Source organism: Saccharopolyspora erythraea (assembly GCF_018141105.1).
GTDB classification, from domain to species: domain Bacteria; phylum Actinomycetota; class Actinomycetes; order Mycobacteriales; family Pseudonocardiaceae; genus Saccharopolyspora_D; species Saccharopolyspora_D erythraea_A.
In genome coordinates, this window is the sequence record NZ_CP054839.1 from 6,432,984 (window position 1) to 6,456,133 (window position 23,150).

The 23,150-nt window shown below is 70.9% G+C and carries 19 protein-coding genes; 5 read left to right on the forward strand and 14 right to left on the reverse strand.

All coding sequences use genetic code 11. The features are described from left to right. Positions 1 to 133: 133 nt before the first annotated feature. The 5 genes from HUO13_RS28745 to HUO13_RS28765 form a co-directional block, all read right to left on the reverse strand. Entirely contained in the window at positions 134 to 2,497 is a 2,364-nt protein-coding gene (locus HUO13_RS28745) for a xanthine dehydrogenase family protein molybdopterin-binding subunit (RefSeq protein ID WP_211898109.1), read from the reverse strand. A gap of 51 nt (positions 2,498 to 2,548) precedes the next feature. Continuing rightward, the gene (locus HUO13_RS28750; RefSeq protein WP_211898110.1) at positions 2,549 to 3,940 is read right to left on the reverse strand and encodes a hypothetical protein; all 1,392 of its coding nucleotides are present in this window, start codon (positions 3,938 to 3,940) and stop codon (positions 2,549 to 2,551) included. A gap of 230 nt (positions 3,941 to 4,170) precedes the next feature. Further along, complete coding sequence (locus HUO13_RS28755) at positions 4,171 to 4,593, reverse strand: arsenate reductase ArsC (RefSeq protein WP_211898111.1); 423 nt, start codon at positions 4,591 to 4,593, stop codon at positions 4,171 to 4,173. Continuing rightward, positions 4,577 to 5,701 (reverse strand): ACR3 family arsenite efflux transporter, encoded by a 1,125-nt coding sequence (gene arsB, locus HUO13_RS28760; protein WP_211898112.1) that lies wholly within the window; start codon positions 5,699 to 5,701, stop codon positions 4,577 to 4,579. The genes HUO13_RS28755 and arsB overlap by 17 nt, the downstream gene beginning before the upstream one ends. Further along, positions 5,698 to 6,066 (reverse strand): ArsR/SmtB family transcription factor, encoded by a 369-nt coding sequence (locus tag HUO13_RS28765; RefSeq protein WP_211898113.1) that lies wholly within the window; start codon positions 6,064 to 6,066, stop codon positions 5,698 to 5,700. The genes arsB and HUO13_RS28765 overlap by 4 nt, the downstream gene beginning before the upstream one ends. A gap of 83 nt (positions 6,067 to 6,149) precedes the next feature. Between HUO13_RS28765 and HUO13_RS28770 the strand changes: the two genes are divergently transcribed. From HUO13_RS28770 to HUO13_RS28780, 3 genes are all read left to right on the forward strand, one after another. Then, on the forward strand, positions 6,150 to 6,596 hold the full coding sequence (locus tag HUO13_RS28770; protein ID WP_211898114.1) for an ArsI/CadI family heavy metal resistance metalloenzyme: 447 nt from the start codon (positions 6,150 to 6,152) through the stop codon (positions 6,594 to 6,596). Between the two features lie 412 nt (positions 6,597 to 7,008). Next, positions 7,009 to 8,409 (forward strand): Nramp family divalent metal transporter, encoded by a 1,401-nt coding sequence (locus tag HUO13_RS28775; protein WP_211898115.1) that lies wholly within the window; start codon positions 7,009 to 7,011, stop codon positions 8,407 to 8,409. 172 nt (positions 8,410 to 8,581) lie between these two features. Continuing rightward, the gene (locus tag HUO13_RS28780; protein ID WP_249124147.1) at positions 8,582 to 11,836 is read left to right on the forward strand and encodes an arabinosyltransferase domain-containing protein; all 3,255 of its coding nucleotides are present in this window, start codon (positions 8,582 to 8,584) and stop codon (positions 11,834 to 11,836) included. Positions 11,837 to 11,903: 67 nt separating this feature from the next. Here the strand turns inward: HUO13_RS28780 and HUO13_RS28785 are convergent, their stop codons facing one another. Both HUO13_RS28785 and HUO13_RS28790 read right to left on the reverse strand, forming a co-directional pair. Next, positions 11,904 to 12,371 (reverse strand): GNAT family N-acetyltransferase, encoded by a 468-nt coding sequence (locus HUO13_RS28785; protein WP_211898117.1) that lies wholly within the window; start codon positions 12,369 to 12,371, stop codon positions 11,904 to 11,906. A 126-nt stretch (positions 12,372 to 12,497) separates the two neighbouring features. Further along, entirely contained in the window at positions 12,498 to 13,256 is a 759-nt protein-coding gene (locus tag HUO13_RS28790; protein WP_249124148.1) for a FadR/GntR family transcriptional regulator, read from the reverse strand. Between the two features lie 74 nt (positions 13,257 to 13,330). On the opposite strand from HUO13_RS28790, the gene HUO13_RS28795 reads away from it, so the two are divergent. After that, a complete protein-coding gene (locus tag HUO13_RS28795; RefSeq protein ID WP_211898118.1) occupies positions 13,331 to 14,779 on the forward strand; it encodes an MFS transporter in 1,449 nt (482 codons plus the stop codon). A gap of 4 nt (positions 14,780 to 14,783) precedes the next feature. Here the strand turns inward: HUO13_RS28795 and HUO13_RS28800 are convergent, their stop codons facing one another. Continuing rightward, complete coding sequence (locus HUO13_RS28800; protein ID WP_211898119.1) at positions 14,784 to 15,293, reverse strand: XdhC family protein; 510 nt, start codon at positions 15,291 to 15,293, stop codon at positions 14,784 to 14,786. A 348-nt stretch (positions 15,294 to 15,641) separates the two neighbouring features. On the opposite strand from HUO13_RS28800, the gene HUO13_RS28805 reads away from it, so the two are divergent. Further along, complete coding sequence (locus HUO13_RS28805; protein ID WP_211898120.1) at positions 15,642 to 16,280, forward strand: LysE family translocator; 639 nt, start codon at positions 15,642 to 15,644, stop codon at positions 16,278 to 16,280. Between the two features lie 54 nt (positions 16,281 to 16,334). On the opposite strand, the gene HUO13_RS28810 is transcribed toward HUO13_RS28805, so the two are convergent. The 6 genes from HUO13_RS28810 to HUO13_RS28835 all read right to left on the reverse strand — a co-directional run bounded on the left by HUO13_RS28810 (position 16,335) and on the right by HUO13_RS28835 (position 23,070). Next, positions 16,335 to 16,937, reverse strand: a complete 603-nt coding sequence (locus HUO13_RS28810) for a hypothetical protein (protein WP_211898121.1) — start codon at positions 16,935 to 16,937, stop codon at positions 16,335 to 16,337. Between the two features lie 70 nt (positions 16,938 to 17,007). After that, complete coding sequence (locus tag HUO13_RS28815; protein ID WP_211898122.1) at positions 17,008 to 19,020, reverse strand: beta-galactosidase; 2,013 nt, start codon at positions 19,018 to 19,020, stop codon at positions 17,008 to 17,010. Next, a complete protein-coding gene (locus HUO13_RS28820) occupies positions 19,017 to 19,856 on the reverse strand; it encodes a carbohydrate ABC transporter permease (RefSeq protein ID WP_211903228.1) in 840 nt (279 codons plus the stop codon). The genes HUO13_RS28815 and HUO13_RS28820 overlap by 4 nt, the downstream gene beginning before the upstream one ends. After that, positions 19,856 to 20,746, reverse strand: coding sequence for a carbohydrate ABC transporter permease (locus HUO13_RS28825; protein ID WP_249124149.1), 891 nt, complete (start codon positions 20,744 to 20,746; stop codon positions 19,856 to 19,858). Before HUO13_RS28825 ends, HUO13_RS28820 begins: the two co-directional genes overlap by 1 nt. 47 nt (positions 20,747 to 20,793) lie before the next feature. After that, a complete protein-coding gene (locus HUO13_RS28830) occupies positions 20,794 to 22,104 on the reverse strand; it encodes an ABC transporter substrate-binding protein (protein ID WP_249124150.1) in 1,311 nt (436 codons plus the stop codon). Positions 22,105 to 22,122: 18 nt separating this feature from the next. Next, positions 22,123 to 23,070 carry a dihydrodipicolinate synthase family protein gene (locus HUO13_RS28835; RefSeq protein ID WP_211898124.1) on the reverse strand — a complete coding sequence of 316 codons (948 nt, stop codon included), beginning with the start codon at positions 23,068 to 23,070 and terminating at the stop codon, positions 22,123 to 22,125. Between the last annotated feature and the right edge of the window lie 80 nt (positions 23,071 to 23,150).

The following is a 23,150-nucleotide window of genomic DNA, read 5'->3' on the forward strand; positions in this document are numbered from 1 at the left end:
ATCGCCCGTTCCCAGGCAGAACCGTCGCACCCCGCGGAAGATGCATGCACCGAACCACCTCCGGTCCACGGCGCTGCCGGCGGCGCACCGTGGTGAGCGGTGTCCTCGCCCGGACACCGCTCACCACGTCCTGTCACACCACGGCTTGGTCGGACTCCGGGCCTCGCTCGGCGCCGCGCACGGGAAGTGCCTCGAACGCCGCGGGCGGGTCCTGCCACAGCGGGGCCGAGACGCCGTCCTGGATGGCCTGCCAGACCCGTTGCGGGGTGGCCGGCATGTCGATGTGGCGGACTCCGAGGTGCTTGACGGCGTCGACCACGGCGTTCTGCACCGCCGGCGTCGCGCCGATGGTCGCCGCCTCGCCGATGCCCTTGGCGCCCAACGGGTTCAGCGGTGTCGGCGTCTCGGTGCCGGAGACCTCCAGCGCCGGCACGTCCGCCGCCGAGGGCACCGCGTAGTCGGCCAGGGTCGCGGTCTGGGGGTTGCCCTCCTCGTCGTAGGACATGTGCTCCCACAGCGCCTGCGCCATGCCCTGCACCACCCCGCCGTGCTGCTGGCCGCGCACGATGAGCGGGTTGAGCACCCGCCCGCAGTCGTCGACGGCGACGTGGCGCAGCGGGCGCACGAGTCCGGTCTCCACGTCGACCTCGACGACCGATACGTGCGCGCCGAACGGGAAGGTCGCCCCGCCCGGCGTGAAGTCGGCGTGCTCGGCCAGCGCTCCGCCGTCGGCCGACGCCGCCCGCACCAGGTCCGGCCAGCTCACCTTCGCCGCCGGTGCGCCCGTGACGCCGAGTCCGTCACCGGTCGGCTCGAGGTCCTCCACCGCGGCCTCCAGCTGTGCGGCGGCCAGCTCCCTGGCCCGCCGCAGCACCAGCTCGCCCGCCTCCCGCACCGCGCTGCCGCCGAGCTGCAGCGAGCGGGAGCCGCCGGTGCCCTCGCCCCTCGCCACGGTCGCGGTGTCGGACTGGACGAACTCGATCGACTCCATCGGGATGCCCAGCAGGTCGTTGACGATCATCGCGAACGACGTCGCATGCCCCTGGCCGTGCGAGGAGGTGCCGACCTTGATCGTGGCGCGGCCGTCGTCGTGCACCTCGACCTCGGCGTACTCGCCGCCACCGCCGCCGGTGATCTCGACGTAGCTGCTCACGCCGATGCCCAGCAGCCGGGTCTCCCCCGCCTCGATGCGGCGTGCCTGCTCGGCGCGCAGCGCCTCGTAGTCCACCAGCCGCAGGGCCTCGGTGAGCGGCAGGTCGTAGTCGCCGCTGTCGTACTCGGTGCCGACGACGGTCTTGTACGGGAAGACGTCGTTGGCCAGGAAGTTCTTGCGCCGCAGTGCGACGGGGTCCATGTCGAGTCCGGTGGCGGCCAGATCGATCATGCGTTCCAGCATGGACGCCGCTTCGGGACGTCCGGCGCCGCGGAACGCGCCGACCGGCGTCGTGTTGGTCAGCGCGGCGATCGCGTCGTAGGCGATCCGGGGGATGTTGTAGACGCCTTGGGCCATCGAGCGGGTCGAGCCCATCGCGAGCAGGCCGTTGAACCCGGCGTAGGCGCCGCAGTCGCCGACCACGCGGCAGCGCAGGCCGACGATCTCGCCGTCGCGCCGCAGCCCCAGCTCGGCGTACTGCACCTGGCCGCGGCCGTGCGGCATGCCCTGCATGTTCTCCGAGCGGGTCTCGACCCACTTGGCCGGACGTCCCAGCCTGCGCGCGATGCCGATGACGACGGCGTGTTCGGCGCCGAGCCCTGCCTTGCCGCCGAAGGCACCTCCGACGTGCGGGGCGATGACGCGCACCCGCTCCGGTGCGATGCCGAACGCCCCGGCGACGCCGTCGCGCAGCGCGTGCGGCATCTGCGTCGACACGTGCACCGTCAGGTCGTGGTCGTCGTCCGGTCCGCCGGGCACCGCCGTGACGGCGTTGCCCTCCATCGGCACCACGGCGACCCGCTGGTTCTCGATCCGGGCGCGCACCACGACGTCGGAGCCTTCGAGCACCTCGGCGCCGGCGGAGTCCCGTTCGCCCGCGGCGATGTTGGAGCCCAGGTCCGGGAACTGCGTCGGCGCGCCGGGCGCCAGCGCCGCCTCGGGGTCGGCCACCGCGGGCAGTGGCTCGTAGTCGACGTCGACCAGCTCCAGCGCGTCGGTCACCGCCTCGCTGCTCTCGCCGACGACCGCGACGACCGGCTCGCCGACGAAGCGGACCCGGTCGGTGGCCAGCGCGGGCCGCGCGCACTGGGGATTGACCACGATGAACGGCGGCGGCACCGGCAGGTCCAGGTCCGCGGCCGTGTAGACGGCGACGATGCCGGGAGCCGACGCGGCGGCCTCGGTGTCGATCGACGTGACGAGCGCGTGTGCCAGGGGTGAGCGCACGAAACCGACGTGCACCAGGCCCTCGACTTCCAGGTTGCCGACGTAGCTGCCTCGTCCGTGCAGCAAATCAGGGTCCTCGACCCTGGGGACCTCGTTACCGAGCAGTGATCCCACCATGGCACGAGCCTATCCGCGCGAAGCGCCGCGAGCACGGCTTCGGGGTGATCTTCAGGCCGAGGCGACCTCGACCTCCGGCGTGTGCTGGAGCAGCGGTTCGGCCTCGGTGAAGGCCAGCGGCTCGGGCATCTCGTAGCGCGGGCGGACGTGGCTGAGCTCGCGGTGCGCGCGCGCCAGGCTCGCGAAGTCGCGGGGGTAGGCGCGCTGGTCGACGCCCAGCAGTGTCCCGGTCTTCCTGGCCCGCGCGGCCAGTTCCCGCCAGGCCCGGATGCCGGTGAGCCCGACCGACTCGACGCCGTGGGAGAACAGCATGATCCGGATCTCGTCGTAGGTGCGGGCGGTGTCGATGTAGGAGAGCAGGGCGTCGTGCGAGCCTTCGGCGTTGAACGACATCCAGAACGGCACGGAACCGGTTCGCGACGTCCACCACGGTTCAAGCAGCAGGAAGCACTCGGCCAGCAGCCGGTTGCCGGGCAGGCCGCGCCGGTCGTACCACTGCCGGTAGAGGTCGGCCACGACCGGGCTCAGCAGCTCCGGTTCGGCGAAGGTCAGGCGCCGCAGGCCGAAACCCTCCTGGCGGGCGAACTCGGTGACGCTGTCCAGCAGCGCCGGGTCGAACCCCCACTCGGCCTCGGGAGCCTCGCCGTCGGGTTCGGGCGGGTCCCAGCTCGTGCGCCCGGCTCCGTAGCGCTTGAGCATGCGCGCCACTCGGGGGCCGCCCCGGTGGTACTCGTCGGCCGTGGCTCCGCCCAGCGCGCCGAACTGGAACAGGTGGCGGTCGCCGACCCGCGTGACCGGCCACTGCAGTCCGCACTCGGCGGTGACCACGATGCCGCCGGGCGCCAGGTGGTCGCGGATGAAGCGCCGGTAGGCCAGCGGCAGGCGCTGCCACTTGACCCGGAAGTACGACATCCCGGCGATCATCAGCCGGTCCTGGTTCGGGTCGTGCATGTGGTGCAGCACCAGGTCGGAGTTGGCCGACAGCAGCGCCCGGCCGGGTTCGGTGCCGGCCGCGAGCTCGGCGCGCGCGTCGTCGCGGTCCACTCCCCTGCGCCGCACCGGGATCAGCAGCGTCTGGGGCAGCCACGGCGCGTCCAGCGCGGCGGCCAGGTGGACCAGCGCGCCGTTGGACGAGCCGACGAAGATCACCGGGTAGCGGCGTTTCGGGTAGTGGTCGGTGACCCAGCCCGCGACGGCCTCCGCGTCGATCTCGCCGACGCGGTCGCGGGGCACCGCCTCGCCGACGCCGCTGAACGCGTACGCCTGCTCCGCGAGCCGCCTGGGCAGGTGGTTGACCGTGCCGAGGGCCGCGGAGAGCAGCGGCTCCAGCGCCGAGGGCGCCTGCCCGATCGCCGGGACGTCCGCACCGGCCAGGAACCGGGACAGTGCGCGCAGCATGCCGGTGGCGGAGTCGAACGAAGCGACCGCGCGTGCTGGTTTCATGCAGCCTCCTCGCCTACCGCCGAGGACCTGGTCACCGCGTGGCCGGGCGGGCGGTGATCCTCCGGAAGCCACCTCAGTACCCGGTACGGGGCGGTTCCACACATCGCCCGAACGGGAGTGCTACGAACACCGGACCCGGTCAGGGCGGCGCCGTGGCCAGTCGCCCTCGCTCTGACCAGCCGGCACGGCCCGGCGCCCCGGGATGCGGCTATTGGTTCCGGGAGTCGGTGTCACCGGTTCCCGTCTGGGGGCCGGGGGGCGAGTTCGGCAACGAGGTCGCGGACGCGGCGGTCGATGTCGTCGCGGATCGTGCGGACCTCGTCGACGCTCTTTCCCGCGGGGTCGGTGAGTTCCCAGTCCAGGTAGCGCTTTCCGGGGAAGACGGGGCAGGCGTCTCCACAGCCCATGGTGATCACCACGTCGGCGGCTTCGACGGCGTCGGGGGTCAGCTTCTTGGGGATTTCCGCCGTGAGGTCGAGTCCGAGCTCGCCCATGACGGTCAGGACGGCGGGGTTGACGGTCTCGGCCGGGGCCGATCCGGCGGAGCGCACGGCGATCTCGCCTCGGGCGTGGTGCTGCAGGAGCGCGGCGGCCATCTGGGAGCGTCCGGCGTTGTGCACGCAGACGAAGAGGACTTCAGGGGTGCGGGACACGGTCACTCCAGGATTCACGACGTGGTGCGGGCGTGCTCGGTGTCGATCGCCGCGGGGCGGTGAACCAGCGGCGGGCGGCCAGGGACACGTGGACGAGGGCGACCAGCGCGGGCACCTCGATGAGCGGGCCGACGACCCCGGCCAGAGCTTGGCCGCTGGTGACGCCGAAGGTCGCGATGGCCACGGCGATGGCGAGCTCGAAGTTGTTGCCCGCCGCGGTGAACGACAGCGTCACCGACCGCTCGTAGCCCAGGCCGATCGCCTTGCCCAGGGCGAACGATCCGGCCCACATGACCGCGAAGTAGGCCAGCAGCGGCAGCGCGATCCGCGCGACGTCGACGGGCCGGCTGGTGATCTGGTCGCCTTGCAGGGCGAAGAGGATCACGATGGTGAACAGCAGCCCGTAGAGGGCGACCGGGCCGATCCTGGGCAGGAACCGGGTTTCGTACCAGTCGCTGCCCCGGGCGCGTTCGCCGAGCTTGCGGGTCAGGTATCCGGCGACCAGCGGGAGTCCGAGGAAGATCAGCACGGACTTGGCGATCTCCCACGCCGAGACCTCGAGTCCGACCGCGGGCAGGCCCAGCCAGCCCGGCAGCACCGACAGGTAGAACCAGCCGAGACCGGCGAAGGCGAGGACCTGGAACACCGAGTTCAGCGCTACCAGCACCGCTGCGGCTTCCCGGTCGCCGCGGGCCAGGTCGTTCCAGATGATCACCATGGCGATGCAGCGCGCCAGGCCGACGATGATCAGTCCGGTGCGGTATTCGGGCAGGTCGGGAAGCAGGATCCAGGCCAGCGCGAACATCAGTGCCGGGCCGAGGATCCAGTTCAGCGCGAGCGAGGAGACCATCAGCCGGGTGTCGCCGGTGACGGTGTCGAGCCGGTCGTAGCGGACCCTGGCCAGCACCGGGTACATCATCACCAGCAGGCCCAGGGCGGTCGGCAACGAGATCCCGTCGACCTGCACCGCGTCGAGCGCCGGGCCGAGGCCCGGAACCCACCGTCCGGCCAGCAGGCCGGCAGCCATGGCGGAGCCGATCCACACCGGCAGCCACCGGTCCAGCGCCGACAAGCGTGCGGCCACCGGTGCCTCGGCGGACCGGCTCATGCGGTGACCGCCTCGGCATCGGCGGGCACGAGCACGGACGAGACGGCACGCAGGGTCTCGGGGCGCACGCGGTAGTAGATCCACGTCCCGCGCCGTTCGCCCTCGATCACCCCGGTCTCGCGCAGGACCTTGAGGTGGTGCGAGATCGTCGGCCCGGACAGCTCGAACGCCCCGGTCAGGTCGCACACGCACGCCTCCCCGCCCGCGTGGGAGGCGATCAGCGACAGCAGCCGCAGCCGTACCGGCTCGCCGATCGCCTTGAACACCCGAGCCAGCTCGGCTGACTGCTCGGCGGTCAGCGGCTCCCGCATCACCGGCGAGCAGCACAAGGCCGCGCCGGCCGCCTGCGCTTCTTGGTTCGACATGCTTCTATCTTGACATTCGTCGAATCAGTGGAGCAAGCTGACATCGCCATCTGTTTCGATGATAATCTAATTAAGGGGTTGAGATGTCTCGCATGCAACTGGCCCTCCGGGTTGGGGACCTGGAAGGTTCGATCGCGTTCTACTCGAAGCTCTTCGGCGCCGAACCGGCCAAGCTGCGGCCCGGCTATGCCAACTTCGCCATCGCCGAACCGCCGCTCAAGCTCGTTCTGGTCGAAGGTGAGCCCGGCCAGGACACCGCGATCGACCACCTCGGCGTCGAGGTCGAAAGCACCGAGCAGGTCGACAACGCCACCGAGCGGCTGCGCGCACTGGGCCTGTTCACGGAGGTGGAGGAGGACACGACCTGCTGCTACGCCCGGCAGGACAAGGTCTGGGTGCACGGGCCGGGCCGGGAGCCTTGGGAGGTCTACGTGGTCAAGGCGGACTCCGCCACGTTCGGAGCCACCCCTGCGGAGGCTGGGGCCACCGAATGCTGCGCCGGCACCGAGGAGACGGCCGCCCACGCGTGAGCAGTCGTTCGGCGCGGCTCCAGCAGCCCGAGGCGACCTGCCACGGTGCGACTCGAGCCGGAGGGGCCGGTCCCTGCGCGCCGGAGCGGCCGGCCCCGCCTCGCGCAGCCCCGAGGGTGTCGGTCAATCGTGAAGACGAGACCGCTACCCCACCGAGTACAGGACCAAGAGCATCCAGCCGCGAAGGCATGCGTGCGCCATCACCCCGGCGTGTCCACTGTGTCCGGTCGACACCTCCTGCCGACACCTCCTCGCCCGCCCCCTCATCCCCGCCCCTCGGGACCGTTGACCGAGGCGATCGGCCGCTGTAATTTTTCACACACCAAAGCTCAGTTTCACAAGTGTGAAAATCTCCACGCTGCGGCGTGGTATCCGCTGGTCCGTCACGGCCCGACGCACGAGGGAGTGCGCGATGGGAACAGACGTAGCCGCCTCCGACGACCCGTACCTCCTCACCGCCGACGGCATCAAGGAACCACCGCGTGGCTGGGCCGCCAGCCTGCGCTACCTCGGCCCCGGCCTGATCGTCAGCGCCTCCATCGTCGGCTCCGGCGAGCTGATCGCCACCACCGCGCTCGGCGCCGAGGCCGGGTTCGCGCTGCTGTGGATGGTCATCCTCAGCACCGGCGTCAAGGTCGCGTTGCAGGCCGAGCTGGCCCGCTGGACGATCTCCACCGGCAAACCGGGCCTCACCGGTTACAACGCCGTCCCACCTCGGTTCGGCCGCGTCGGCTGGGTCAGTCTGTTGTGGATCGCGATGGCGCTGTCCAAACTGCTCCAGCTCGGCGGGATCGTCGGCGGGGTCGCCGTCTCGTTGAGCCTGCTGATCCCGGTCGGCGGCGACCCGCTGAGCCCGACCTCGCTGCTGGCCTGGACGCTCATCGTGGTCGCCGGCAGCATCGCGCTGCTGTACTCCAACCGCTACGGGCTGATCGAGCGCGGTGCGTTCCTGCTCGTCGCGGTGTTCTCCGCGGTCACCGTCGTGATCGCTTTCGGGCTTCCCTTCACGCCGTTCAGCTACTCGGGCGCCGACGTCGCCGCCGGCCTGGCGTTGAGCATCCCGGCGGGAGCGCTCGGCGCGGCGGTGGCGATGTTCGGCATCACCGGCGTCGGCGCGGACGAGATCACCTTCTACACCTACTGGTGCGTGGAGAAGGGCTACGCCCGGTGGGCGGGGCCGCCGGACGGCAGCGACGAGTGGGTGCGGCGGGCGCGCGGCTGGATCCGGGTGATGTACAAGGACGTGTTCCTGTCGTGGGTGATCTACACGTTCAGCACGCTGGCGTTCTTCGTGATGGGCGCGGCGGTGCTGCACCCGCAGGGTCTCGTGCTCGAAGGCAACGAGATGATCACGACCCTGTCCCGGATGTACACCGACACGATCGGTGAGTGGGCCAACGTCCTGTTCCTCCTCGGCTCGGTGGCGGTGCTGGGTTCCACCCTGTGGGCTTCGGTGCCGAGCTGGTCGCGCATGTACACCAACCTGTTCGCGACGCTGGGCGTGCTCGACTGGCAGGACTCCGTCGTCCGGCAGCGGTGGCTGCGCGCGCTGACCGTGATCCAGCCGGTGCTGTGGGGGGTGGCCTACCTGTTCGTGAGCTCACCGGTGGTCATGGTCCAGATCGGTGGCGTGGCCACCGGGATCTTCCTGCCCGCGGTGGTGATCGCGACCTGGTACCTGCGGCGCACCGAAGTGGACCCCCGGCTGCACGGCTCGACGGCGTTCAACGTCCTGCTGGTCGTCAGCAGCGCCGCGATCACGCTGCTGGGCGTCTACACCATCCTCAACGTGTTCGGGGTCGGCGCGGGCTAGCAGGGTCACCGGCGGGTTACGGCAGGCTGAGAGGAACCTGAGAGCCCAGGACAGGGGTACCGCCCTGATTTCGGTCCGCTGACAACGGCGATGCGCTGGAAAAGGCGCCACGAGCGGCGACTATTTTGCTCGTGTGCTTAGTGCGGGCAAGGATGACACCACAGAGGAACCCGTGCCGTCCGGCGACGACGCGGCGCGCTCCCCGGAATCAGGGCGGGACCCCGCCGCGAAGAAGCTGCGGCTGGTCGCCTCCGTCCTCGGGCTGCTCGGAGCGGTGCTGGCGCTGGCGGTGCCCTTCATGCCGGTCAACTACGACGTCACGACGCTGCAGTGGCCGACCGCGCAGGGCACCCGCCCGGTCGCGGCACCGCTGGCCAGCTACTCGCCGGTCCGGATCGACGCGACCGTGCCGTGCGAGTCGGCGCGGTCGCTGGACGCGCGCAGCGACGGCCACGGCACCCTGGTCAGCACCACGCCGCTGAACTCCGACACCGGCACGGTGACGGGGCTGCGGCTGCAGGTCGACAACGGCCGCCTGGTGCTGACCTCCAAGGGCCGCCAGCTCGGTACCGCGCCGCTGCCGGTCGGCAACTGCGCGATCACGGTGCACTCCGACGGCTACCGCACCACCGCCGCCGTCGGCGGCCAGCAGATCGCGCTGGCCAACGAGGACGTGCGCCCGCAGCTGACCGGCGTCTACTCCGACCTCGACACCGCCGTGGACCGCACCGCGGGGCTGTCGTTCAAGGCCGAGATCGACACCCGCTACGAGAGCCACGCGACGGCGCTGAAGATCGTCGTGATGGCGGGGGCGGTGCTGGCGTTCATCGGCAGCGTGGTGGTGCTGCGCAGGCTCGACGGACGGGCCGGGCGGCGCCCGCCGCGGCTGGTGCCGTCGGGCTGGTGGAAGCCCACCCTCCGCGACCTCGCCGTGCTCGGCTCGCTGGGCGTCTGGTGGCTCATCGGCGCGATGACCTCGGACGACGGCTACATCCTCACCATCGCCCGTGCACGCGAAGAAGCCGACTACATCACCAACTACTACCGCTGGTTCGCCGTACCCGAGGCTCCGTTCGGCTGGTTCTACGAGCTGTACTCGCTGTGGGTGCAGGTCTCCACCGCGACGCCGTGGGTGCGGCTGCCCGCGCTGCTGATGGGCATCACGAGCTGGCTGCTGATCAGCCGCGAGGTGCTGCCCCGGCTCGGCCAGCAGGTCCGCCGCAGCAACGCCGCGGGCTGGGCGGGCGCCGCGGTGTTCCTGGCGTTCTGGATGCCCTACAACAACGGTCTGCGCTCCGAGCCCGTGGTGGTGCTGTTCTCGCTGCTCGCGCTGTGCGCGGTGGAGCGTGCGGTGGCGACCCGGCGGCTGATGCCGGCCGCGCTGGGCCTGGTGGTGGCCGCGCTGGCGGTGGGTGCCGGGCCGACCGGTCTGGTCGCGGTCCTGCCCTACGTGGCGGCGATCAAACCGCTGTTCCGGCTGGTGCGCAGCCGCGCCAGGCAGTTCGGCTGGCTGCCGGTGCTGGCGCCGATCGCGACCTGCGGCTTCGTGATCATGGTCGTGGTGTTCTCCGACCAGACCTGGCAGGCGGTCATGGACGCCACCGACCTGCGCCAGGAGCTGGGGCCCAACGACCACTGGTACCAGGAGCTCAACCGCTACAACCTGCTGTTCGCCCCGACCCCGGACGGCTCGCTGGTGCGCCGCTTCCCGGTGCTGCTGGTGATCCTGTGCCTGGCCACCTGCGGTGTGATGCTGCTGCGCCGGGGCCGCATCCGCGGTGCCGCGCTCGGCCCGAGCCGACGCCTGCTGGCGGTCACGGCGCTGGCGTTCGTGGTGCTGGTGGTCACCCCCACCAAGTGGTCGCACCACTTCGGCCTGTTCGCGGCGCTGGGCGGCGCGCTGGCCGCGCTGACGGCGCTGGCGACCAGCAGCACCGTGCTGCGTTCGCGGCGCAACCGGGCGGCGTTCTTCTCCGGGCTGATGCTGATCATCGCCTTCGCCGCCACCGGCCCCAACGGCTGGTTCTACGTCTCCGGCTGGGGCGTGCCGTGGTTCGACAAGCCGCCGTCGCTGAAGGGGTTCAACGCCAGCACCGCACTGCTGGCCGTCGCCGCCGTCGCGGCCGTCGTCGCGCTCATCGAGCACCTGCGCCTCGACGAGAACAACCCGAAGGTCGTCGACGTCACCAGCATCGAGCAGCGCAGCCGGGCGCTGAAGCGGGGCACCGCGCCGCTGGCGATCGTGTGCGCGCTGCTGGTGGTCGGCGAGGTCGCCACCTTCGCCAAGGTCGTCCAGAAGCAGTGGGGCAGCTACAGCATCGGCGCGGACAACGTCCAGCAGCTCATGGGCAACAGCTGCGGGCTGTCGGACTACGTCTACGTCGAGTCCCAGCCCCGCGACGGCGTGCTGGCGGCCTCGCCGCAGCAGCCGTCGGTGGCCGCGCCCGGCACGAAGGTGCCCGGTCGCAAGACGGAGCAGGAGAAGCCCAACGACTACCTGCGCGCCAAGACCGACGGGTTCGCGCAGCCGGGCGTGCCGTCCAGCGACCAGGCCTACCCGGGCCAGCCCGACTGGACGCCGCCGCACCACTTCGGCGACGCGGCCGCGCCGGTGTGGGGCAGCTACGACCCGCAGGGCCTGGGCACCGGGGAGCTGCGCACCGACTGGTACGACATCCCCGAGCGGGCGACCAGCGGCGAGGTACCGGTGGTCGTGGCGCTGGCCGGGATCGACGCCGAGCCCAACTCGGTGGTCGTCGAGTTCGGCAAGGACACCGCGCGCGGGTTCGAGATCATGGACCGCCGCATCCTGCCCAAGGCGCAGGGCGCGCCGCCGAACTGGCGCGACTCCCGGCTGATGGTCGACGGCGACGCCGAGGGCGCGACCAAGCTGCGGATCGTGGCCAAGGACCAGGCGCTGGCCCCGCAGGGCTGGCTGGCGCTGAGCGCTCCCCGCGCTCCGCAACTGACCCGGATGACCGACTTCGTCGGCAACGCCGGGACCTACGTGGAGTGGCCCGCGGCGCTGGTGCACCCGTGCCTGCGGATCCCCGCGATGCGCAACGGGATCTTCGAGATGCCGAAGTTCCGCGTCGCCGGTGGTGCCGAGGTGCGCGACATCGGCCAGAGCTGGTCGTCGCCGGACATGGGCGGGCCGTTCGGGTGGATGAACGTCAACTCCAACACCCGGGAGCTGCCGACGTATCTGAAGAACGACATCTCCCGGGACTGGGGCTCGCTCTACGTCCTGGAGCCGCAGACGCCCGAGGCGCTGCCCGCGGAGGCGGCGATGCGGATCAGCCACGAGGTCCGCTGGGGCATGTTCTCGCCCGGCCCGATCAGCCAGACGGTGCAGTTGCCGGGTGACCTGCCGAGCTCCAGCGACCGCAGCGACGTCAAGAACCAGGACGCCGAGACCGACCAGTAGTTCGCATCAGCGCAGTGGGGCCGGTCCTCCTCGGAGGACCGGCCCCACTGCTGTCCGAACGCTTCGATCAGGCGCTGCGTTGTGCTTCGAGCACCCGCTCGAAGCACAACGAGGTCGCCACACCGGCGTAGGCGCCGAAGTTCGGGATGCGTTGGTAGCCCGAACGCGTGTAGAAGCGCACCGCGTCGGGCTGCGCGGTACCGGTCTCCAGCCGCAGGGTGGTCCAGCCCTGGCCGCGTGCCCAGTCCTCCAGCGCGTCCAGGATCGCGACCGCGACGCCGCTCCCGCGCCGGGCCGGGACGACGTACATCCGCTTGACCTCGCCGACTCCGCCGCCCAGGTGGCGCAGTCCCCCGCAGCCGACGGGGGTGCCGTCGTCCGCGTGGGCCACGAAGAACGCCGCGATGTCCGCTTGCGACGGCGCGAGCCCGGGTTCGCTGTCCGGTGTGCCGTACCTCGCGGCGATCTCGGCGCGCTGCAGAGCGCGCAGCGTGACGGCGTTGGGGTCCGCCCACCGCACCTGCTGGATCCTCATGACGTGATTCTGGCCAGCGGTTGTTTCCGCTGCGTGAAGCGTTTGTTGCGGCCTTCGCCCACCGGGTGCGGCCAGGTCTTCGCGAGCGCCGTCAGCCGCCACGCGGACCACGTCTGAAGGCGTTCCTCAGCGCTGGCGGTCGATGAAGCGGCGGGAGCGGCGCTCGATGTCGGCGAAGTGCTGGGTCATCGCCTCGGCCGCGGCGCCGGCGTCACCGGAGCGGATCGCGTCGACGATCGACTGGTGTTCGCGCCCGATCTCCTCGCGCAACCACTCCGGTGGGTCGATCTCCTCCTCGACGCGGTGGTAGACCGTCCAGAACAGGTCGATGAGCTGCACCGCGATCTCGTTGCCCACGGGCCGGTACAGCGTCTGGTGGAAGCGTCGGTCGGCCTCCACGACGTCGCCCGTGGAGATCTCGGCCACGCAGGACTCCAGCTCCGCCAGGAAGTCCTCGTCGGCGTGCTGAGGCACCTCGGCGATCAGCGCGGTCTCCAGGATGCGGCGGATCTGGATGAAGTCGGCCAGCGTCGAGGCGTCCTGGCGGGCCGACTGGCGGGCCCGGAACAGCAGGCCCGGCATCAGCGCGGTCACGGGTGCCTCGCCGACGAAGGTGCCGTAGCCGTGCCGGATGTCGACGATGCCCAGGGTGTGCAGGGCGCGCAGCGTCTCGCGGACGGAGTTGCGGCTGGCCCCGAGCTTGGCCATCAGCTGCGGTTCGCTGGGCAGCGGCGCGCCTGGCGGCAGCCCGGACTCCAGGATCAGGTCCACGACTCGGTCCTGGAGCTGCCTGCCGCCACCAGCCATCGATTCCCGTCCCTCCGCCTGCTCCGGTGGTTCGGCTCCCACCGCCGATTCGGCCACCGCTGGGAACAACCTTGCCATCCGCGATGGCCCAGAGTAGCTTGCCTGGACATCCTACGTCCTATGTCCGGGGCGCGACGAGCGAGGAGGCTCAGGTGGGTGCAACGAGCGACTCCGCGCGCTGGTACCGGCAGCTCTCGGCCCGCGACTGGAAGGCGTTCTTCGCCGCCTGGCTCGGCTACGCGATGGACGGCTTCGACTTCGTGCTGATCACGCTCGTGCTCACCGAGATCAGCGACGAGTTCGGGCTCTCCGGCGCCGCCGCGGCCGCGCTGGTGTCGGCGGCGTTCATCTCCCGCTGGTTCGGTGGCCTGGTGCTCGGCGCGGTCGGCGACCGCTACGGCCGCCGGGGGGCGATGATCATCAGCATCGTGCTCTACTCGGTGGGCACCTTCGCCTGCGGGCTGGCGTGGGACTACTGGCCGCTGTTCGTGGCGCGGCTGGTCGTGGGCCTGGGCATGGCCGGCGAGTACAGCGCGAGCGCGACCTACGTCATCGAGAGCTGGCCCCGGCGGCTGCGCAACCGCGCCAGCGGTTTCCTGCTCTCCGGCTTCTCGCTCGGTGGCGTGCTGGCCGCCCAGGTCTACAGCTGGGTCGTGCCGTCGTTGGGCTGGCGGGCGCTGTTCTTCCTCGGGCTGGCCCCGATCGTGCTCGCGCTGTGGCTGCGCCGCGGCATCCCGGAGGCCGCCGACTGGGAGCAGGCCTCCCACGACGAGCCGACCTTCGTCGAGGTGCTCTACCGGGGCCGGGCGCGGCCGTGGAACGTGCTGCTGACCGCGGTGGTCGCGGTTTCGCTGTTCGCGTTGTTCATCGGCTGGTCGTCGGGTGTGGTCTCGGTGCTGCTCGCGGTCGCGGCCGCCGGTGGTCTGCTCGCCTTCGCCGCGCAGTTCGCGCGGTCGGCGACGCCGATGATGGTCACGCTGATCGTCGTGGTGTTCCTGGCGTTCCTGTACTCGTGGCCGATCCAGGCGTTGCTGCCGACCTACCTCAAGCAGGATCTGGGTTACGACCCGGGCCAGGTCGCCGACGTGCTGTTCTTCGCCGGGTTCGGCACCGCGGTCGGGTGCGTGCTGGCCGGCTTCACCGGCGACCGGCTGGGCACCAAGCGCGCCTACACCTGGACGCTGCTGGCCTCGCTGGTGCCGGTGCTGCCGGTGTTCGCGCTCGGCGGCGACCAGCTCGGCTGGATCGCGGTGCTGCTGTTCTTCCAGCAGATGTTCGGCCAGGGCATCTCGGGCATCCTGCCCAAGCTGGTCGGCGGGTACTTCGAGACCTCCCGGCGCGCGGCGGGGCTGGGCTTCACCTACAACGTCGGCGCGCTGGGCGGCGCGGTCGCCCCGGTGCTGGGCAATGCCATCGCCGAGCAGACGGGGCGCGGAGCGGCGCTGGGTGGCCTGTCGTTCGGGCTGACCATCGTCGTGGCCGTGCTCATCGCCGTGAACGCGCCCGGCCGGGTGCAGCGGCTCTTCGGCGACGACTCGGCGATGGTCGACCGCACGGTGTCCGGTGACGAGGTCGCGCCGGAGCTGCGGACGTCGTCGTGAGGGCTCAGAACTCGAAGCCGCCCGGCCTGCCGTTGCGGTCGGCGAGCAGGCCCGCCAGTGCCGCGATGGCGATCTCGGGCGGGCGGCGGGAGCCGATGTTGAGCCCGATCGGCCGGTGCACCCTGCCGATCGCCTCTTCCTCGACGCCCAGCTCGCGCAGCGCGGCGACGTGCGGTGCCGGGTGGCGGGGGTTGCCCAGCACGCCGACCCAGCGGACCTGGTGCGCCAGCACGTCGCGCAGCATCGGGCCGAGCTCCGGGCGGTGGTGGTCGGTCACGATGACGTCGGTGTCACCGCCGATGTCGGCCACCTTCCCGACCACGTCGGTGTCCGGCGCCTGGTCGGCGCGCTGAGGGTCGGGCTCGACGAGCAGCGTCCGGTACCCGAGGTCCCGGCCGTAGCGGAGCAGGTAGCGCGAGACCGGTGAGGCGAACACCGCGACCAGGGTCCGGTCGCCGGTCGCCACCGGTGCATCGCTGTGCGCCACCTCGCAGGCGGCAACGTCCTCGGCCATGCCTGGAGTCTGGCAGGTGAGGTGGGTTCGGGCCACCACCCGGAGTCGGGCAAGGGCCTGCTACCAATGCGGATCTTTCACGTGAGTTGGCGATCCATTCGCGGGCCCGCCACGGAGCCGGCCGGCTCGTTCTGGCATTCCACGTCGAGCCGGCGTCACCGAAGTCGAGCGTGATCACGGTTTGCGATGAAGGTCCGTTCGGGACTTGCAGAGGGGATGCGTGAACCCGCGCCAGCGGCCGGACTGCCCAGTGAATCGCGTACGGAGCCCGGCGGGGCGACGAGAGCCCGGCCGGGCAAGGCGACTGCCCGGCGGGGGCGGCGAGAGCCCGCCCTATACGTTCGCTCCATGGAACTCGTATCGCTCGCCTCGTTGCTCGGCGTCGTGGTGGTGGAGTTGGGCATGGTACTGACCCCCGGGCCCAACATGGTCTACCTGGCATCGCGAGCCATCTCGCAGGGGCGGCGTGCCGGACTCGTGTCGCTCGCCGGCGTTGCCCTCGGATTCGTCGTCTACCTCGTCGCGGCAGCCGCCGGTCTATCCGCCCTCTTCGTGGCCGTACCTGAGACCTACCACGTGGTGAAACTCCTGGGCGCGGCGTACCTCGCGTGGATGGCTTGGCAGATCCTGCGCCCCGGTGGCGGATCGCCGTTCGAACCACGCGAACTGGCCCCGCATTCGGCGGCCCGCCTGTTCGGCACGGGGCTGCTGACGAACCTCCTGAATCCCAAGATCGCGCTCCTGTATGCCGCGCTGATCCCTCAGTTCGTCGATCCCGCGCTGGGTGCGACGTGGTGGCAGTTTCTCCAGCTCGGAACCGCACAGATCGTGGTCGGTGTGACCGTCAACGGCCTCATCGTTCTCACCGCCGCTGCGCTCGCCGGGTATCTGGCCCGCCATCCCCGCGTGCTCCAGGCACAGCGTTTCGCATCCGGCACTCTGCTGGGCTTCTTCGCCGCCAAGATGGCCATCAGCCGACCCAACTGAACCGCCTGTCATGTCAGCAGGCCGGAATCCGGGCCAAGCCGCAACAAGGCACTGCTATCCGCCGACGGAGGTGCCCGACGTGCCGGTTCCGAAGCCGCCCCGCGGGATCGTGCCGCCCGTGGTGGGGACGCTGCCCGCCCGGCCGACCGTGGCGGTCTGGCCGGACGGGCCCGTCTTCGGCGTGGTGTAGGTGCCGCCGCTGACCCGGGTGCCCACCGGTGCGGCGAAGGCGCCGGCCGAGGCCGAGTAGTGGTACCAGAGGGCCGCGACGCCCACGTGCTGGCCGGAAACGTGGGTGTAGTCGGTCGGTGCGTCCTCGCAGTCCTCGTCAGGCAGCCGGACCTCGGTCTCAGGGTCGACGCACACCGCGACGTAGTCCCAGTCCTGCTCGTCGTCGGTGTCGCTGGTCGTGGTCTCCGTCGTGGTGGTTTCGGTCGTGGTGGTCGGGGTCGTCGTCTCGGTCGTCGGGGTCGCCGTGGTGGGGACCGGTCCGGAGGAGGCGCTGTGCGCGCCGGCCGCGCACCCGGACGCGAGGTAGAACGCGGCCACCCACGGCACCAGCCGGACCATCGGTACCGCCGTCCCGCGCAGCGATCCGGACATCGCCGCCTTCTCCGACGATTCTTCCCGCGTACCCGCACCTAACCGGTCGATCATCCCGGGGAGCATAGGAACGCGTTCGGCCGCCTGTACTCCGTTCGGGGAAATTCACCGGTTGACCAGCGGATCACCGCCCGACGGGCTTCAGCACGGCGACTCCGCTCGGCGGCAGGGTGACCTCGGCGGCCTGCGCGCCGGTGAGCAGATCGGCCGCGGGCCACGGCAGCCGCAACGCCACCTCGTCCGTGTTGTGGTTGAGCAGGAAGAAGAAATCGCCTCGACGGGTCGCCTGCACCCCGGCGGGCAGGTCGGCCAGCACCGGTTGCACACCGGCTTCCGACGCCACGCGGTCGATCAGCGTGCGCATCGCCTCCGGCTCCGGGCGCGTTCCCAGGTACCAGGCCGCGCCGTCGCCGAAGGCGTGCCGGGTCAGGGCCGGGTGCCCGGCGAGCGCGCCCTCGGTGAAAGTGCCGAGCACGCTCGCGCCCTCGGGCTCGATCTCCTCCGACCACAGCGTCGCGCGGGCGGGGCTGCCGAGCAGTTCCACGCCGATGCCGGCGCTTTCGGCCAGCGGCTGGAACTCCGGGATGCGCAGCCCCAGTACCTCGCGCAGCGGGGCCGGGTAGCCGCCGAGGTGCACGCGGTCGTTCTCGTCGACGATGCCGGAGAAGAACGACACCAGCAGGTGCCTGCCGCGCCGGACGTACTCGGTGAGGTTTGCGGCGGTCGCCTCGCGCAGCAGGTACAGGTTGGGCACCACCACGAGCCGGTAGCCGGACAGGTCACGGTCCGGGTGCACGACGTCGCAGCCGATCCCTGCGTCGAACAGCGGGCCATAGTGGGCCAGCAACGCCTCGACCTGGCCCAGCTCCGACGGGTGGGAGTCCAGCTCCAGGGCCCACCAGCTGTCCCAGTCCAGGACGAGCGCGACGTCGTTGTCCGGGCGGGTGCCCGCCAGCTCCCCGGCGGCCGCCAGTTCCGCGCCGAGCTCGGTGACCTCGCGGAAGGTGCGGGTGTCGGTGCCCGCGTGCGGCACCATCCCGGAGTGGAACTTCTCCGCGCCGCCCGCCGACTGCCGCCACTGGAAGAAAAGCACGCCGTCGGCGCCCTGGGCGACGGCCTGCCAGCTCCACAGCCGCATCTGGCCGGGGGCCTTGGCTGCGTTGCGGGGCCGCCAGTTCACCGCGTTGGGCGCCTGTTCCATCAGCAGCCACGGCTGGCCGCCGCGCAGCGACCGGAACACGTCGTAGGACAGGCCGGCCAGCACGTGTGCCCGCGGGTCGTGCGGGTCGGGGTAGGAGTCGTAGCTGACGACGTCCACTTTGGACGACCACGCGTGCAGGTCCAGGGTCCTGGCCAGGGGAACGTGGTTGGTGGTCACTGGGATCTCCGGCGTCACGCGGCGCAGGACCGCCTTCTCCATCCGCAGCAGCTCCAGCATGGTGTCCGAGGAGAAGCGGGCGAAGTCCAGCCGCTGCGCCGGGTTGGCGAAGGTCGGCGCGGTGCGCGGTGGGAGCACCTCGTCGAAGTCGTCGTAGCGCTGGGACCAGAACTTCGTCGACCACGCCTCGTTGAGCGCGCCCACGTCGCCGTAGCGCTCGCGCAGCCAGTCCCGGAAGGCCACCGCCGAGCCGTCGCAGTAGCAGGCGCGGACGTGGCAGCCGTACTCGTTGCCGATGTGCCACAGCGCCAGCGCGGGGTGCTCGGCGTAGCGCTCGGCGAGCTCCTCGACGAGGCGGACCGCGTGGTCGCGGTAGACCGGGCTCGACGGGCAGTACGCCTGCCGGGCGCCCGGCCACAGGACGGTGCCGTCGGCGCGTTGCGGAAGCGTTTCCGGGAACTTCCTGGCGAGCCACGGCGGCGGAGAGGCGGTCATCGTCGCGACCGAAGCCGCGACACCACCCTCGGCGAGGTTGTCCAGGACCTGGTCGAACCACCCGAAGTCGAAGTCACCGGGCCGCGGTTCCACCAGCGCCCAGCCGAAGATACCCACCGACACCAGGGAAACCCCGGCCTCGCGCATCAGCCGGATGTCCTCGCGCCACACCTCCCGCGGCCACTGCTCGGGGTTGTAGTCCCCTCCGTAGGCGATGGTGGCGATGCGCTCCCGGAATCGGCGGGCGGCCTGTGGTTCGGTCACGACTTGACGCTCCCTTCGGTGAGCCCGCCCTTCCAGTAGCGCTGCAGGAAGAGCATGGCGATCATCAGCGGTACGACCGAGACGAACGCGCCGCCCACCGTAAGCTGGGTGAGCACCGCGTCGCGTTCGGAGGCGGTGGACCACGCCGCCAGTCCCAGCGGCAGCGAGTACAGGCTGCTGTCGGACAGCATCACCAGCGGCAGGAAGTAGTTGGTCCAGATCGCGACGAACTGGAACAGGAACACGGTCACCAGCGCCGGTTTCATCAGCCGCAGCACGATCGTGTTGAAGATGCGGAACTCCCCCGCCCCGTCGATGCGACCGGACTCCAGCAACTCGTCGGGGATCGCGGCGTCGGCGTAGATGCGCGCCAGGTACACCCCGAAGGGGCTGACCATGCTCGGCAGCAGCACGCTGGCGTAGGTGTTGGCCAGGCCCAGCGAGCTGAAGATGAGGTACAGCGGCAGCGCCAGCACGGTGAACGGGATCAGCACCCCGCCGAGCACCAGGTTGAACACCATTTCCCTGCCGCGGAAGGAGAACTTCGCGATGGCGTACCCGCACGCCGCCGACAGCCACGTCCCGGCCAGCGCGCCGACCCCGGCGTAGAGCAGGGTGTTGGCGACCCAGCGCAGGTAGATCCCGCCGTCGTGGCTGAAGAGCTGCCCGAGGTTGGTCCACAGCCTCGGTTCGGAGAACCACAGCCCGCTGGAGCCGTAGAGGCCGGTGGTCGTCTTCGTCGCCGCCACGGCCAGCCAGTACACCGGCAGCAGGAAGTACACCGCCGCGACCGCCAGCACGGCGGTCACCAGGATCTTCGACGCGCGCTCCGGCATCACGCGCCCCTCCTTCCCACCAGCTTGAGGAACCCGAAGGAGAGCACGAAGCAGGTCACCGCGACGATGATCGACTGCGCGGCGGCCAGCCCGTAGTCGTTGTTGGTGAACGCCTCGGCGTAGGCGCTCATGTTCGGGGTGTACTCGACGTCGATGTAGCCGCTGAGCGGCTTGAGCAGCAGCGGTTCGGTGAACAGTTGCAGCGTGCCGATGATGCTGAACACCGTGTTGAGCACCAGGGCCGGGCGGATCAGCGGCAGCTTGATCCGGATCGCGATCTGCCACGCGTTGGCGCCGTCGATGCGCGCGGCCTCCCGCAGCGCGGGGTCGATGGCGTTGAGCTGGGCGATGATGACCAGCATGTTGTAGCCAGCGTAGGTCCAGGTGACGATGTTGGCGATGGACCACAGGATCGAACCCGACGACAGGAAGTCGACCGGGATTCCCAGTGCGCCGAACAGCTCCGAAACCGGGCTGATGCCCGGGGTGTAGAGGAAGCCCCACAGGATCGAGGCGATGACGCCGGGTACGCCGTAGGGCAGGAAGTAGGCGCTGCGGAAGAAGCCCTTCCAGCGGGCGGAGGCGGTGTCCAGCAGCAGAGCCAGCACCGTCGCACCGAGGATCATCACCGGCACCTGCACCACGCCGAACAGCAGGATGCGGCCGAACCCGGCGAGGAAACCGGGATCCTCCAGCGCCCACCGGTAGTTGGTCAGGCCGCCGAAGACGTTCTCGGCGCCGCCCAGGCCGAGCGGGCCGCTGCGGTGCACCACCAGCAGGCTGCGGTACAGCGTGTAGAGCACCGGGGCGATGAAGAAGGCGAGGAACAGCAGGAGGAACGGGCCGACGAGGCCGGCGACGGCCAGTCTGGTCCCCTTGGTGCGGCGCATGCGACTCCTTTGTCAGCGCTGCTCGCGGCCACCGCGAGCGGTGGCGGTCAGGACCGGTGGGGCAGCCCCTTCTTCTCCAGGTCGCGGATGATCTGCGCCTCGGCGTCGACCGCGATCTCGTGCAGGCTCCGCCCGCCCGAGGCCATTCCCTGCAGCTCGGCGTTGATGTGCTCCAGCGCCTGGTTCGTCGTCGGCAGCCACTTCCAGCTGTTGTCCACCGACTCGCTGGACTCGCGGAACACGTCGTTGATCCTCTGGCCGCCGAAGAAGCCGAACGCCTCGTCCATCGCCGGGACCCGGGAGAGGTCGGCGAGCGCCGGGAACCCCATGCCCTTGACGACGAGGTCGCTGACCGTGGCGGGATCGGTGTTGAGCCACAGCGCGAACTCCAGCGCCTGCGCCGGGAAGCGGCTGCCGCGCACCACGGAGGTGACCGACCCGCCGAGGTTGGTCGTGCGCACCGGCCCGGCCGCGTCCCACTGCGGCATCCGCGCCACCGCCCACTTGCCCGCCGTGTTCTCGGCGTTGCCCTCCAGCACCTCCGCGTGCCAGTGCGCACCGAGCAGGCTGACGATCCGGCCGTCCTGGACGCTCTTGTAGAAGGCGTTGCCGCTGTTGGGGATGGTGTCGACCAGGTCGCGGTCGATGAGCCGCTGCCAGAAGTCGGTGACCCGGTGGGTCGCCGGGTTGTCCACGTCGACCACCCACTGCCGCTCGTCGGCGCCGAACCAGATGGAGCCGGCCTGCCAGCACAGCGCGGACAGGACCTCGGAGTTGTTGGTGGGAAACGTCGTGAGGTAGGCGTCGTGCTCCCGCACCCGCTCGGCGACCCGCTCGAACTCCTCCCACGTCGCGGGCGGGGTCAGGCCCCATTCATCGAAGAGGTCCTTGCGGTAGAAGGTCGCGACCGGTCCTGATGCCTGCGGCACCGCGTAGACCCCGCCGCCGAAGCTGACCTGCTCGTAGGTCCAGTCGACGAACTCGTGCCGGTGCGCGCTCACGCCGAGCGGGAGCAGGTCGACGAGGCCCCGGTTGAGCACCGCGTTCGGCAGCTCCATGAACTCGATCTGCACCAGATCGGGCACGGCCCCGGCTTCCAGCGCGGCGTAGAGCTTCGGGTACGCGCCGTCAGCCCCGGCGGGGACCTCGACGTAGTGCACCTGGATGTCCGGGCGCTGCCGGTTCCAGGTGGCGACGACCTCGTCCATGCCGGGCACCCACGCCCAGAACTCGAGCTCCACCGGTTGCCCCGGCATCGCCGGTCGTCCCGGCTGGGGAGCCGCCTGCTGCGTGCACCCGGCGGCGGCGAGCCCGGCAGCAGCGCCCGCGAACGCGCGAAAGCCTTGGCGCCTGGTCATCTTCGAGGTCCACATAGGTCACTCCGGCAGTAAGGCGGCCTCGACCAGGAACCGCCGCACCTCGGCGCGTTCGGCCTCGTCAAGCGGGATCATCGGGACGCTGGTCGTGCCGTGCTCGATCACTCCCCTGGCCACCAGCGCCTCCTTGAACGCCCCGATCGCCGAGGAGTACCGGCTCATCGGACGCCGCATCCCCACCTTGATCAGGTGGAACAGCCTGCGCAGCCGCACCTGCTCGGACTCGGCCAGTACCCAGTCACCGGAGGCGGCCGCCCGGTGCAGCCGCAGGTAGCCGTCCGGGTCGACGTTGCCGAGCCCGGGCACCAGGCCGTGCGCACCGAGCCGGAGCCCGGTGTCGGCCATCGTCTCCGAGCCGCTGAACACGAGGAACCGGTCGGTGTCCACGGTCTCCAGGACGGTGCGGATGCCGTCGAGGTCGTCGCTGGAGTCCTTGAGCCCGGCGAGCGTGCCGTCCTCGGCGAGCTCGGCGACGGTGTCCGGGGCGAGCTTCGTGCCGACCGACACCGGGATGTCGTAGGCCAGCAGCGGCAGGTCGACCGCCGACCGGATCCGGCGGAAGTGCACCGCGATCTCGGCCGGATGGGTCGGCACGTAGAAGGGCGCGGTCGCGACCAGGGCGTCCGCGCCGTGGCGCCGCGCGGAGCGGGCCTGCTCGACGACCCGCGGCGTCGCGGTGTCGATGACTCCCGCCAGCACCGGAACCTCTCCCGCGCTGACCCCGGCCACGACTTCGAGGACGCGGTGGCGCGTGCTGTCCGGCAGGTAGCCGGCCTCGCCGGTCGAGCCGGTGACGAACAGGCCGTGGACGCCCGCGCCGAGCAGGTGCCCGGTCAGCTTCTCCAGCGACGGCACGTCCAGCTCCCGTTCCGGGGTCAGCGGCGTGCACAGCGGCGGGACGACCCCGCCGGCGATCGGGACCTCGGCTTGCGGACCGGGCTGGACCATTGCGCTCCTCGGACTGGGTGGTCGATTCGACCGTTGTGGGCATCACACGTGGGACGTAGGATGTCTGGCGATGTGTGCAA

What these genes read in the sequence shown, in the direction of transcription:
- HUO13_RS28825 (WP_249124149.1), bottom strand. Translation starts at nt 20,746, where the DNA reads ATGCGCCGCACCAAGGGGACCAGACTGGCCGTCGCCGGCCTCGTCGGC.
- HUO13_RS28800 (WP_211898119.1), bottom strand. Translation starts at nt 15,293, where the DNA reads ATGGCCGAGGACGTTGCCGCCTGCGAGGTGGCGCACAGCGATGCACCG.
- HUO13_RS28775 (WP_211898115.1), top strand. Translation starts at nt 7,009, where the DNA reads ATGGGAACAGACGTAGCCGCCTCCGACGACCCGTACCTCCTCACCGCC.
- HUO13_RS28820 (WP_211903228.1), bottom strand. Translation starts at nt 19,856, where the DNA reads ATGCCGGAGCGCGCGTCGAAGATCCTGGTGACCGCCGTGCTGGCGGTC.
- HUO13_RS28835 (WP_211898124.1), bottom strand. Translation starts at nt 23,070, where the DNA reads ATGGTCCAGCCCGGTCCGCAAGCCGAGGTCCCGATCGCCGGCGGGGTC.
- HUO13_RS28765 (WP_211898113.1), bottom strand. Translation starts at nt 6,066, where the DNA reads ATGTCGAACCAAGAAGCGCAGGCGGCCGGCGCGGCCTTGTGCTGCTCG.
- HUO13_RS28805 (WP_211898120.1), top strand. Translation starts at nt 15,642, where the DNA reads ATGGAACTCGTATCGCTCGCCTCGTTGCTCGGCGTCGTGGTGGTGGAG.
- HUO13_RS28810 (WP_211898121.1), bottom strand. Translation starts at nt 16,937, where the DNA reads ATGATCGACCGGTTAGGTGCGGGTACGCGGGAAGAATCGTCGGAGAAG.
- HUO13_RS28785 (WP_211898117.1), bottom strand. Translation starts at nt 12,371, where the DNA reads ATGAGGATCCAGCAGGTGCGGTGGGCGGACCCCAACGCCGTCACGCTG.
- HUO13_RS28745 (WP_211898109.1), bottom strand. Translation starts at nt 2,497, where the DNA reads ATGGTGGGATCACTGCTCGGTAACGAGGTCCCCAGGGTCGAGGACCCT.
- HUO13_RS28770 (WP_211898114.1), top strand. Translation starts at nt 6,150, where the DNA reads ATGTCTCGCATGCAACTGGCCCTCCGGGTTGGGGACCTGGAAGGTTCG.
- HUO13_RS28790 (WP_249124148.1), bottom strand. Translation starts at nt 13,256, where the DNA reads ATGGCAAGGTTGTTCCCAGCGGTGGCCGAATCGGCGGTGGGAGCCGAA.
- HUO13_RS28830 (WP_249124150.1), bottom strand. Translation starts at nt 22,104, where the DNA reads ATGACCAGGCGCCAAGGCTTTCGCGCGTTCGCGGGCGCTGCTGCCGGG.
- HUO13_RS28750 (WP_211898110.1), bottom strand. Translation starts at nt 3,940, where the DNA reads ATGAAACCAGCACGCGCGGTCGCTTCGTTCGACTCCGCCACCGGCATG.
- arsB (WP_211898112.1), bottom strand. Translation starts at nt 5,701, where the DNA reads ATGAGCCGGTCCGCCGAGGCACCGGTGGCCGCACGCTTGTCGGCGCTG.